The sequence below is a fragment of the Streptococcus henryi DSM 19005 genome (assembly GCF_000376985.1).
Lineage (GTDB): Bacteria > Bacillota > Bacilli > Lactobacillales > Streptococcaceae > Streptococcus > Streptococcus henryi.
Genome location: NZ_AQYA01000035.1, coordinates 29,347 through 40,702, shown reverse-complemented (window position 1 = coordinate 40,702; position 11,356 = coordinate 29,347). Strand labels below are relative to the sequence as shown.

Genomic DNA, 11,356 nt, shown 5'->3' with positions numbered 1-11,356 from the left:
CTTCACCTCATCTTAACTATTCGAAAACCCTGACCAAAAATGGCCAGGGTGGGAAGAAAAATTTTATTTATTAAAAAAAGTAGTGATTGATTGGAGGCACTTATTATCCTAAGAGGATTACTTGGCTAAAAAATCTTCAATCATTTGTCCGTAGGCTTCTAGTCCAAGGGTTTCTCTTGAGCTAGCATGCTCTGCCATTGGCACCAAGTAAAGCTCATCGCGAGAAGGGTTGCGGTCATAGAGTTTTTGACTGTTATCTGGTTTGATGAAGCTATCATTCTGGCCATGGATAAAAAGGACTGGAATCTGATTATCATCTAGGGCATCGATTGGACTGGTAGCCTTCATATCAACTCCGTAAAACAGTTTCGTCATGGCACTGACGCCATAAATCAGGAAGCCGACATGATTGTCCTTATAAGCCCCATTGATTAAATCATAGAGGTTTGTAAAGCCGCAATCAGCTACCACAAACTGCAATTTAGGTTTCTTAGCCAAGACTGACAAGGAAGTAGCACTACCCATTGATTCACCGTGAAGACCCAGATAGATATCTTGACCAAATCTGTCGTAAGTGTCCTTAATAATCAAATTCAAATCTTCGGATTCAATGTTTCCCAGGCTAACAGTCGTTTTTTCGTTCAGACCATGCCCTCGAACATCATAAATGATGACATTGTAGCCCATCTTGCGGTAGACATCAACATACTTAATAGAACCATTACGATTGGAACGAAAACCATGGGTAATGATGACATATTTTTTGGAATCCGACTCAGTTGACTTGAGAAATTGGGCATTAATGGTGTAATCCTGATAGCCTGTAATCTGGTAATCTTCCTTATCATAATTGTCAAAATCTCCCAAGAGGTCATGGTCAATAATCCACTGTCTCTCTTCTTCCAAAGTAAGACCATCAGGTTTAAAAATAGACTTGGCTAGATTAAAGGAAAAGCCAAGATAGGCTAAAAGTGCAAGGATAACCAAGACAAGGGCAATAATCTTTAAATATTTCATTTACTCCAAATTCTTTCTATACTTAAAAAGTCTTTTGAACTCTTATTGATAAGGCTAGACTTACTTTCAGGTTTCAAACAATAGTCATTATACCCCAAGTTCAAGACTGATAGCAAGTTCTTGAATTTCAAAATTTTTATACCATACAAAATGGTTTTATACTCAATGAAAATCAACATTAGAGGAGGCAAGCCGACACAGATATAGCTGATGGTAGGCAAGAAGGTTTAATACTCCTTTAAAATCAAAATGATACATCGTCAGTTTCGCCTTGCCGTACTCTAGTACAGCCTTCGTCTCACTTACTTGTCTGATTTTGATTTTATTTGAGCATAACGATCTACCATTTTGATTTTCGAAAAATATTATTTATAGCTACTAAAACCTGGCTATAGTAAAAAACCTCGTCAAGAGACGAGATCTTATCCTATTTACGGTGTTTATCTGGATCCCAGACAAAGCTTGCAAGATAGCTGAAGACAAGTGTTAGAAGAACTACGATAACAGCTATGATAGCAAGAGGAATACGATAGATATAAGTTAAAAGATTTGGCTTTTTAGCCACCTGGTAACTTTCATTTTCAGAATCCAAGCGATCAAACTCAGCTTGAATACGATTGGCTACCTCGTTGATGCCCTCATCATTCATACGTTTAATATCAGAGACATCAATGGGATTACCAAAGTTCATATCCACGCGCTCACCAGAAATCAAGCCCTTGAATTCCATAGGTCCTGTATAAACCACAGGCATGATTTTAACCTTAGCCATCTTAGCAATAACAGCCACTCCACCCTTAACGTCAGAAGAGTGACGGCTTCCACTTGGGAACATAACCAAAGAACGGTTGCTCTTTTTCAGCATATTAATTGGATATTTAAGAGCTTGTTGACTAGGATTTTCACGGTCAATTGGAAAAGCTCCGCACATTTTAATCCACCAACCAAAAATACGACTCTTGAAGAGTTCCTTTTTAGCCATAAAGATGAATTCTTTGGGACGAGCCGCAAAGGCCATAAAAACAGGATCCCAGAAAGTACGGTGAGGAGCTACCATGATGTAGTTCTCATCCTTATTCAAAATTTTGTCTACGTTGTGATAGTGGGTATTTCCATTAGCAATCCACAAAAGAAAAGCTACCAATCCACGTAAATATGCATAAAACACTTACTAATCCTCTTTCTCTAATTATTCCTTATCATTGTACCATGCTTGCGATATTTAAGAAAGAAAAAATCTGATGAAATAGCTTCCAGCCGAGTCTTTCCATTCCAAGCCCAGCTGATTTTTGCTATAATAAAGGCTATGACAGATACAATTTTAAAAGAAGGGGAGCGCATCGATCAGCTCTTCTCGACAGATGTAAAAATCATTCAAAACAAGGACGTCTTCAGCTACTCCATCGACAGCGTCCTCCTATCACGTTTTCCTAAAATTCCTAAAAAGGGCATCATTGTTGACCTCTGCTCTGGTAACGGTGCTGTTGGCCTCTTTGCCAGCACGCGCACCGAAGCTCCCATCACCCTTGTCGAACTACAGGAGCGTTTGGCAGACATGGCAGAGCGTTCTATCCAGCTCAATGAGCTTCAAGACCAGGTGCGTATGGTCAATGATGACTTGAAAAACCTCCTCAATCATGTTCCTCGCTCCCAGGTTGACCTCATGCTCTGCAATCCGCCCTATTTCAAATCCACAGAGACTTCTAAGAAGAATTTGTCGGAACATTATTTGTTAGCGCGGCACGAAATCACAACCAATCTGGAAGAAATCTGCCAAGTCGCTCGCCATGCTCTCAAATCCAATGGGCGCTTAGCCATGGTTCACCGTCCTGACCGCTTCCTGGACATCATCGACACCGTGCGCAACTACAACCTGGCACCAAAACGCATCCAATTCGTCTATCCCAAGGAAGGACGTGAAGCCAACATGCTCCTCATCGAAGCCATTAAAGACGGCTCAACCGACGGCCTGAAAATCCTTCCGCCCCTCTATGTCCACAAGGACAATGGCGACTACACCGACGAGATTTTTGAGATTTATTTTGGAAAAAATGGCAGAGCAGACTAAGATGACCAAAGAAAGCACAGAAAAAAAGGCCTACATGTATGTCTTGGAATGCGCGGATGGCAGCCTCTACACAGGCTACACCACAGACCTAGACAGACGGCTCAAAACCCATAATGCAGGAAAAGGCGCCAAATATACCCGCAACCGCCTGCCTGTCAAACTCCTCTACAAAGAAGAATTCGACAGCAAGCCCGCTGCCATGAGCGCCGAAGCCCTCTTTAAAAAACGCAAAACCCGTGCACAAAAATTAGCCTATATCGCAGAACATAAACAGTAATTGAAGCACACAGTAAAGCACCTACCATCAGAGATAGGTGCTTTCATTATTTTCGAGCTCTTTCAATCATTCCTTGTTACTTCTACCCGATAAGATAAGCCATTCCAAGCCTCTACACAATCAGCGTAGATGGTTATTTGATAGGTCTTCTTCTCACCTTGGTAACACTTTATTGTTGTCGTTGATGCCCCAGATGGCAAAGTACCAAATTCAAGCTGACCTCTCCTTTCATTGAGCTGCTGCACCAGCTCAGTCACCTGATCTTTTTGTGTGATGGCTTCCTTGCTTTCATTTTGGTATTGAGGAGGCAGACTGTAATTTGCAGTAACGATAACAATCTTATCAGTCTCTTTTGGAATAAAGAATAAACGAGGAGAGAGGATTAAAAAGTAAAGGGCTGCTAAGACAAGCCCTGCTGCTAGCCAAATCAAGATAACTTTCTTCTTCATCTAGGTACCTCCTTAACTTAATCCTAGCACCTCTCCCTCCCTAAGTCAATTTCAAGCATAAGAAAAACACTTAGAAAAAATCTAAGTGCTCCACTCTTTATCTTTCACCTTTGTTACACATTACATTTCCAGTTTTCTTTTCGCTTGATGTGCGGTGAGGACGTTTTTTGTTTTTGCTTTCAAAGTTTAAACGAATGCTTTCATCTGCAAAATCACCTTCAATTTTCTTAAGAGCAACTTTTCTTACCAATTAATGCCAAGGATTGTAGAATCTTCCCTTGTTGATAAAGAAAAGCCCAAAACTTGTTAAAAGGATAATAATGGCCAAGGCAACAACCAAACTATCACTGCTACTAAATGCTTTATGAGTGTACCAGGTACGCTTTTTATTTTTACCAAAACGGCGCAATTCCATGGCTGTTGAGATGGTATCGATCCGCCCAAGTGAGCTGAAAATCAAGGGGATAACAATCTGAAGATTACCCTTAATACGGTCCATCAGACCAGCCTTTTTAGACAACTCTAGCCCACGCGCTTCCTGAGACATACGAATCATGAAAAATTCTTCTTGCACATCTGGAATATAACGTAGAGTCAGACTGACAGCATAGGCCACCTTATAGGAAACACCAATCTGATTAAGACTTGAAGCAAATTGACTGGGATGGGTTGTCATGAGAAAGAGTACTGCCAAGGGTACTGTACAGAAGTACTTGAGGGACAAATTAAAGAGGTAAAAAAGTTCCTGACTAGTTAAGCAAAAAGGTCCCCAACCTTCAAACAGAACGGTCTTAGCACCATAAATCTCCTGACCATAACTTGGCGCAAAGAGATAGACCATGATAACATTTAAAACCGCAAAGACAGTGATAAATTTAACCACAAAAGATATTTGCTTCCAGCGGATACCAGCCAGTTTAAGCAGCAAAACATCAAAAATGGCAACCAGAAGAATGAGACGGGTATCGTAAGTGGTCATACAGGCCACTGAGACCAGAACAAAGAACAAGAGTTTGCTTGCGCCTGATAGCTTATAAATAAAACCATCACTCTCTTGATAACCAAGTAATTGATTAGCCATGGCTACCTCCTTCTGTTTGAATGTAAAATTCCGTTAAGGCAAGGGGATCCGCTCCTAGCTTTTCAGCCAAATCAAAGAGACTGGTCTGTTTGAGATTGGCTTCTTTTAGAATATGAGACTGGGTAAAGAGCTCAACAGGAGGACAGTCAGCAATAATCTGACCATCACTGACAACCACACTGCGATCGGAATATTCCAGCATGAGTTGCATGTCATGGGTAATCATGACGATGGTGTGGCCAGCCGCATGCAGTTGATCCAAGAAACGCATGATTTCAGTATAATTTCGCTTGTCCTGACCAGCTGTTGGCTCATCAAGGATAATGATTTCTGGATTTAAAACCAAGATGGAAGCGATAGTCACCCGCTTCTTCTGCCCAAAGGACAGGGCAGAGACCGGCCAATTCCTAAAGGCATAAAGACCACAAGTCTTAAGAGTCGCAAGAACCCGTTCTTCTATCTCAGGCTCCTCTAAACCACGCAGACGCAAACCAAGGGCCACTTCATCAAAAATCATGCCCTGACTGATCATCTGGTTGGGATTTTGAAGAACATAACCAATGCGTTCAGCCCGCTCTTTGATTGAATCAGAGGCGATGGACTGACCTTCATAAATGATTTCTCCCTGTGCTTCAACAAACTGACAGAGAGCCTTAGCCAGCGTTGATTTCCCAGCACCATTACGGCCCACAATAGCCACACGCTCTCCCTTGGCAAGAGTCAGATTGATTCCCTTTAAAATAGGGCGCTCTGGACGGTAGGCAAAGTTGAGATTTTTAACTTCCAAGACTTTTTCTTGGGGCAATGGCTGAGCTTGAGAACGAATCTTGTCAAAGCTAAAACCGCTTAAGTTCAGCTTAGCCAAATCAGATAGATGCTCTGCCATTTCCACATTAAAACCTAAATCGCGCAGAGCAGTCACGTAGAGAGGCTCACGGATGCCGTGCTCAGCCAACAGTTTGGTTTGGAGGAGCTGGTCAGGGTGGCCATCAAAGAAAATGCGGCCATCATTAATCAAGACCACCTTATCAACATTGCGGTAGAGAACATCCTCCAAGCGGTGTTCAATGATGATAGTGGTTGTCCCCTCTTCACGGTGGATACGGTCAATGAGGTCAATGGTGGTTTGCCCAGCTTTAGGGTCAAGGTTAGCCAAGGGTTCATCAAAAAGCAAGATTGGACTTTCATCAATCAAGACCCCGGTCAAGCTGACGCGCTGTTTCTGTCCACCAGACAAGTCCTGTGGGCGGTGGTTCAAGAGATCCAGAAGATCCATACGCTGAGCCCAGTCATGAACCTTTTGTGTCATCTCCTCTTGAGGCAGACAGTCATTCTCCAAAGCAAAAGCAAGATCCTCAGCAACTGTTAGGCCAATAAACTGACCATCTGGATCTTGAAGAACGGTAGAAACCAAATGAGACTTGTCATAAATGGACAAGCCAAAAGCATCTTTTCCATTAATAGTCAGCTGACCAGTCATTTCACCAGGAAAAGTGTTGGGAATAATCCCATTGAGACAGTGTCCGATTGTTGACTTCCCTGAACCTGAGGGACCAATAACCAAGACCTTCTGTCCTTTTTCAATTGTCAGATTAATATCTTTTAAGGTGGGCTCAGCCTGAGCATCATACTTAAAAGTAAAATCCTTAAATTGGATAAAAGAATCCATATTATTTCTCCATAAGATTGACCTTAGATAGTTTTTTAGTCTGATTGGAATACCAAGTCATACTCTTCGATAATCAAAAAGATAGCTCCTTAAGCCGGCTTGCCTCCACTAATTTTGATTTTCAATGAGTATCAAAAACTAATACTCGAATAAATTTTACCATCTCACCATCAAAACTCTTGGGGAAACCCAAGAGTTTTGATGGTTAATTTTCAATAAGCTTAATCTTTTGTAAGACTGCCTTTTTTAACACGTGTTTTTGCATAGGCTGCTAAAAGTAAACTACCACCCACAGCAACGGTAAAAATGTTAATGCCAGCTGAAAGGAAACCTTGAGCAAAAACCTTGTTAGAAGCTTCGTTATAAATCAAGATATCTCCATAAGGAGCAATGAGACCCCAACCAAGTAGATTGGCCACAATCTGAACACCATTAAACCAAACATAGTCACTGAGAGTCAAATGCCCTTTTTCAATATTGATTTTTTTAGACAGCAAGCCAATAGCTAAGCCAATCAAACCACTGACCAAAATCCAAGTCCACCAAGGATTACCATACTGAAGGGCATCTTTAAGGGCATGTCCGATAAAACCAGAGAAGAAGCCAACAACTGGTCCATAGATAATGGCAAAAAGGGCAATGACAGCATATTGAAGTTGAATGCTAGTGTTAGGCACAAAAGTCGGAATGTTAATTAAAATCCCAATGATAACAAAGAGAGCTGCTCCGATACCTGTTGCTACAACATTTTTAATCGAATTATTTTTCATAAAATCACCTTTTCTTAAATTTTCTTAATTTCAATAGACCAGTTGGAACCTACGCCGACATTATAAGCCTTAGCAAAGGACCCTTGGTTAATAGCAAGCCCCACACGATAGAGGGAGTTGATATATAGGATAGGTTGACCAATGCGAACGTCTGCGAAGGATTTGCCATAAGTTACCTGATTTTGGTAAACCAGCATATCATTATTATAAATAGTGACTTCAAATCGGTCTCCGTAATCAGGATTTAAGACATAGAAATCCTCACGGGTAATTGATGTCCAGAGGGAGCCAAAACGAACATCCAAGATGTCAATAGCGCCGCAAACAGCACCATCCACAAAGCTTGTTTCAACCACTGGCAACTCCAGAATAGCGTCAATAGGCAAGGCCGGTCCTACCTCTTCAAAGCTGATATGACCACTGGCCAATTTAGCGCCAGTGTAAGCATAAACATCACGCCCATGGAAAGTATAGGAATACTCCGTATTCTCACGACGATTCTTAACCTCGGATATTTCACGAATGGCCTTAATGCCCACATGTTTCTTGATATAGGAAAGGGTTCCATTATCAGGTGTCACAATAAATTGGTCTGATTCGGTCAGAGCCACTACACTCTTACGCTTAGAGCCGACACCAGGATCCACTACAGAGACAAAAGTTGTTCCTGCTGGCCAGTATTCAACTGTTTGGAAGAGACGGTAAGAGGCCTCAAAAATATTATAGGGTGTAATCTCATGTGTTAGGTTGTGGATTTTTAAACTAGGCTCTTCTTGCAAAGCCACCCCAACCATGGCAGCTACTGCACCATCGACCAAGCCAAAATCTGACTGAAGAACTAATAAATTATTGCTCATAGCTATACCTGATTTCCTTTACTAGATGTCTTATTTTACCATATTTGGCGCCCTTTTTAAAGGCATACTTTTGTAGAGCTGGCTATAGTTAACAGTTATAACTTTACTAGCTTATACTCTTCGAAAATCAAAATGATAGATCCTTAAGCTTTCTCTAATTTTGATTTTCATTGAGTATTATAGCTCTGCTATTTCCCAAGGGAAAAAGGCTGAGCGCTTGCCCAACCTAGAATATAATCTATGCTTTTTTCTTACCCCAGACGGATTTCTCAGCTACCGCTGTGAAGAGAACGTCCGTTGAAGAGTTGAGAGCTGTTTCGCAAGAATCTTGGATAACTCCCACGATGAAACCAACACCCACAACCTGCATGGCAAGGTCATTTGAAATACCAAAGAGACTACATGCCACAGGAATCAAGAGGAGGGAACCGCCGGCAACACCTGAGGCGCCACAGGCAGACACCGCAGCCACGACACTCAAGAGCAATGAAGTCAAGAAGTCAACTTCAATGCCAAGTGTATTAACAGCAGCTAAAGTCAAGACATTAATAGTAATGGCAGCTCCAGCCATATTGATAGTAGCACCAAGTGGGATGGAAACTGAGTAGGTGTCCTTGTTAAGTCCCAAATCTTCACACAACTTCATGTTAACAGGGATGTTAGCAGCTGAAGAACGAGTGAAGAAAGCTGTAATACCGGACTCTTTCAAACAACGGAAAACCAATGGATATGGGTTTTTGCGCATTATGACAAAGGCAATAATCGGGTTAACGACCAAGGCTACAAAGAACATGGTCCCAACTAACACCGCAACAAGGAGACCATAGTCAGCTAAGATACCAATTCCATTTTCTGAAATCGTTGTGAAAACTAGTCCTAAAATCCCGAATGGTGCTAAATTGATAATCCACTTAACAACCTGAGATGTTACTTCTGCCATTGTCTGCAATAATTCCTTAGTATGTTCGCTGACATTTCGCATAGCCAAACCAAAAACTACTGCCCATGACAAGACACCAATGTAGTTAGCTGTGGCAATCGCATTAATTGGATTATCGACAATTTTGAGAAGTAATGTTTGAAAGACCTCCGCAATCCCTTGAGGAGCCGCTAAGTCAGTCTGAGCTGTGTTAGTCAGAGTCAATGTCAAAGGGAAGATGTAGTTTACCAAAACTGCTACAAATGCCGCCATGAATGTACCAATCAAATACAAGCCGATAACTGTCGACATATTTGTTTTTTGACCTTCCTCATGCTGAGAAAGAGCATTAGCTACTAAAACAAAAACTAGTAGTGGTGCGACTGCTTTCAATCCACCAACAAACATTTGACCTAAAATGCCAATCAATGTCAATTGAGGCAGTGCTAGACCGAGAATTAGACCTAGGACAACCCCAAAGGCAATGCGTTTAATCAATGGCGTTCTATTCCATATTGATATAAAATGTTTCATAATTAACCTCTGTGTTTATTTTTCACGTTTTTTCTATAATAATTCATTTTTCTTTATTCGTCAAATAGATCTGAGTGGATGAATTTTGAGTTAGATACTCTGAGATGCCTGAATTATAAGAGAAAAGTTAAGATTTCCCATAAGAATAATGATTTCAATTAATTTGTTCCATATTTCAAATATAAAGATAAGCAAGACTATTGACCTTTTCACTAGCCTTAGATATAATAATTAGCATACAATTGCACTCAATTAAAGTCAATTTTATACATTTATATACAATTCAGCAGAAAGGTCTTTTTATGACTAAAAAAAATGTTTACCTTATTATTGGTTTAATGCTGTTCGCTCTCTTTTTTGGAGCTGCTAATCTTATATACCCAGCATTTTTGGGAATCTATTCCGGCAGCAACCTAGTCTGGGCTATCTTAGGTTTCTGTTTAACTGGAGTAACACTTCCATTACTTGGAGTAACTGCAGTTGCCTATTCAGGAGCAAGCGATGTCCAATCCTTTAACGCTCCCGTTTCAAAATGGTATGCTCTGCTATTTTCAATAGCCCTCTACCTCTCAATCGGTCCTTTCTTTGCTATTCCACGTACAGGTGCTACCTCTTATTCTATCGGAATTGCTCCCATTTTCGGTGATAGCCTGACTGCTAAAGTCATCTATGCCCTAGTTTTCTTCGGTCTTTCTTATCTCATGGCCATTAAGCCAAGTAAAATTGCCGATGCTATTGGACGTTTTCTGACACCAGCTCTGCTATTAGTCATTGCAATCCTGATTTTTGCTTCCTTTATGCATCCAGCTGGACAAATTGGGCAAGCCCACAATGTGGCTGGTGACGTCAGCAATGCTTTCAAAGACCTTCCATTTGTCGCAGGTCTCATCCAGGGTTATGGTACTATGGATGCCCTAGCTTCTCTTGCTTTCGCCATCTTAGTCATCAATGCCGCTAAAGACTTTGGTGCTACAAGTAAGAAAGAAATTGCAACTATCACTCTAAAATCTGGACTTGTAGCCATTATCCTTCTTGCCCTGATTTATGTCTTTATTGGTCGTATCGGGGCAACATCGCAGAGCTTATTTGACTTCTCCGATGGTAAGTTTATGTTTAATCAGGCATCTATTGACGGAGGACATGTGCTGAGCCAAGCTGCTCATTTCTATCTGGGCAGTATCGGACGCGCGGTTCTATCCCTAGCCATTTTCCTGGCCTGCCTAACCACATCCACTGGATTGATTACCGCTTGCGCTGAGTACTTCCATCAATTAGTTCCGAAAATTTCCCATGTAACTTGGGCAAGTATTTTCACTCTCATCGCTACCCTCTTCTACTTTGGCGGCTTGACTGAGCTTATTAAATGGTCATTACCTGTTCTTTATTTGCTTTACCCACTAACTGTGGTCATTATTTTCCTTGTTCTGCTTAATAAGTATTTCCAAGGAAAACGTCTCATTTATCAAGCAACTATTGCTTTTACTGCAGTTGCAGGTCTCTACGATGCCTTAGCGACTCTAGCTTCAATGACAGGACTCTTCAGATTACCTAACCTAATTACACATTTCTTTAATGATATGGTACCGCTAGGAGCTTATAACATGGGCTGGATTAGCTTCGCTCTTATCGGTTTTGTATTTGGTTGGTTAGGAAGTGTATTTATCAAAGAGGAAAGTGCACAGGCTATTATCAACTCGTAATAATTTTCCCAAAAA

General features: G+C 41.1%; 11 protein-coding genes. 3 read left to right on the top strand and 8 right to left on the bottom strand.

Features of this window, described 5'->3' with window-relative positions; translation table 11 throughout:
- Window positions 1-117 precede the first annotated feature (117 nt).
- On the bottom strand, window positions 118-1,017 hold the full coding sequence (locus F601_RS0108030) for an alpha/beta hydrolase (protein ID WP_018165161.1): 900 nt from the start codon (window positions 1,015-1,017) through the stop codon (window positions 118-120).
- Between the two features lie 427 nt (window positions 1,018-1,444).
- Complete coding sequence (locus F601_RS0108020) at window positions 1,445-2,185, bottom strand: lysophospholipid acyltransferase family protein (RefSeq protein ID WP_018165159.1); 741 nt, start codon at window positions 2,183-2,185, stop codon at window positions 1,445-1,447.
- Window positions 2,186-2,323: 138 nt separating this feature from the next.
- Between F601_RS0108020 and F601_RS0108015 the strand changes: the two genes are divergently transcribed.
- The gene (locus tag F601_RS0108015) at window positions 2,324-3,085 is read left to right on the top strand and encodes a tRNA1(Val) (adenine(37)-N6)-methyltransferase (protein ID WP_018165158.1); all 762 of its coding nucleotides are present in this window, start codon (window positions 2,324-2,326) and stop codon (window positions 3,083-3,085) included.
- Window positions 3,069-3,362, top strand: coding sequence for a GIY-YIG nuclease family protein (locus F601_RS0108010; RefSeq protein WP_018165157.1), 294 nt, complete (start codon window positions 3,069-3,071; stop codon window positions 3,360-3,362). The genes F601_RS0108015 and F601_RS0108010 overlap by 17 nt, the downstream gene beginning before the upstream one ends.
- A gap of 62 nt (window positions 3,363-3,424) precedes the next feature.
- On the opposite strand, the gene F601_RS0108005 is transcribed toward F601_RS0108010, so the two are convergent.
- The 6 genes from F601_RS0108005 to sstT all read right to left on the bottom strand — a co-directional run bounded on the left by F601_RS0108005 (window position 3,425) and on the right by sstT (window position 9,641).
- Window positions 3,425-3,811: a hypothetical protein gene (locus tag F601_RS0108005; RefSeq protein ID WP_018165156.1), complete on the bottom strand. Its 387-nt coding sequence runs from the start codon at window positions 3,809-3,811 to the stop codon at window positions 3,425-3,427.
- Between the two features lie 250 nt (window positions 3,812-4,061).
- A complete protein-coding gene (locus F601_RS0107995) occupies window positions 4,062-4,892 on the bottom strand; it encodes an energy-coupling factor transporter transmembrane component T family protein (RefSeq protein ID WP_018165154.1) in 831 nt (276 codons plus the stop codon).
- Entirely contained in the window at window positions 4,885-6,561 is a 1,677-nt protein-coding gene (locus F601_RS0107990) for an ABC transporter ATP-binding protein (protein WP_018165153.1), read from the bottom strand. The genes F601_RS0107995 and F601_RS0107990 overlap by 8 nt, the downstream gene beginning before the upstream one ends.
- A 221-nt stretch (window positions 6,562-6,782) precedes the next feature.
- A complete protein-coding gene (locus F601_RS0107985) occupies window positions 6,783-7,331 on the bottom strand; it encodes an ECF-type riboflavin transporter substrate-binding protein (RefSeq protein ID WP_018165152.1) in 549 nt (182 codons plus the stop codon).
- A gap of 14 nt (window positions 7,332-7,345) precedes the next feature.
- Window positions 7,346-8,188: an SAM hydrolase/SAM-dependent halogenase family protein gene (locus F601_RS0107980; protein WP_018165151.1), complete on the bottom strand. Its 843-nt coding sequence runs from the start codon at window positions 8,186-8,188 to the stop codon at window positions 7,346-7,348.
- 238 nt (window positions 8,189-8,426) lie between these two features.
- Window positions 8,427-9,641 carry a serine/threonine transporter SstT gene (gene sstT, locus F601_RS0107975; RefSeq protein ID WP_018165150.1) on the bottom strand — a complete coding sequence of 405 codons (1,215 nt, stop codon included), beginning with the start codon at window positions 9,639-9,641 and terminating at the stop codon, window positions 8,427-8,429.
- Between the two features lie 302 nt (window positions 9,642-9,943).
- Here sstT and brnQ point away from each other — a divergent pair, with 302 nt between their 5' ends.
- A complete protein-coding gene (gene brnQ / locus F601_RS0107970; protein WP_018165149.1) occupies window positions 9,944-11,341 on the top strand; it encodes a branched-chain amino acid transport system II carrier protein in 1,398 nt (465 codons plus the stop codon).
- Window positions 11,342-11,356 lie beyond the last annotated feature (15 nt).

Bases quoted from the DNA above. Each gene is read 5' to 3' on its own strand.
- F601_RS0108030 (WP_018165161.1), bottom strand. From the start codon at position 1,017: ATGAAATATTTAAAGATTATTGCCCTTGTCTTGGTTATCCTTGCACTT.
- F601_RS0108015 (WP_018165158.1), top strand. From the start codon at position 2,324: ATGACAGATACAATTTTAAAAGAAGGGGAGCGCATCGATCAGCTCTTC.
- F601_RS0108010 (WP_018165157.1), top strand. From the start codon at position 3,069: ATGGCAGAGCAGACTAAGATGACCAAAGAAAGCACAGAAAAAAAGGCC.
- F601_RS0108005 (WP_018165156.1), bottom strand. From the start codon at position 3,811: ATGAAGAAGAAAGTTATCTTGATTTGGCTAGCAGCAGGGCTTGTCTTA.
- F601_RS0107995 (WP_018165154.1), bottom strand. From the start codon at position 4,892: ATGGCTAATCAATTACTTGGTTATCAAGAGAGTGATGGTTTTATTTAT.
- F601_RS0107990 (WP_018165153.1), bottom strand. From the start codon at position 6,561: ATGGATTCTTTTATCCAATTTAAGGATTTTACTTTTAAGTATGATGCT.
- F601_RS0107985 (WP_018165152.1), bottom strand. From the start codon at position 7,331: ATGAAAAATAATTCGATTAAAAATGTTGTAGCAACAGGTATCGGAGCA.
- F601_RS0107980 (WP_018165151.1), bottom strand. From the start codon at position 8,188: ATGAGCAATAATTTATTAGTTCTTCAGTCAGATTTTGGCTTGGTCGAT.
- sstT (WP_018165150.1), bottom strand. From the start codon at position 9,641: ATGAAACATTTTATATCAATATGGAATAGAACGCCATTGATTAAACGC.
- brnQ (WP_018165149.1), top strand. From the start codon at position 9,944: ATGACTAAAAAAAATGTTTACCTTATTATTGGTTTAATGCTGTTCGCT.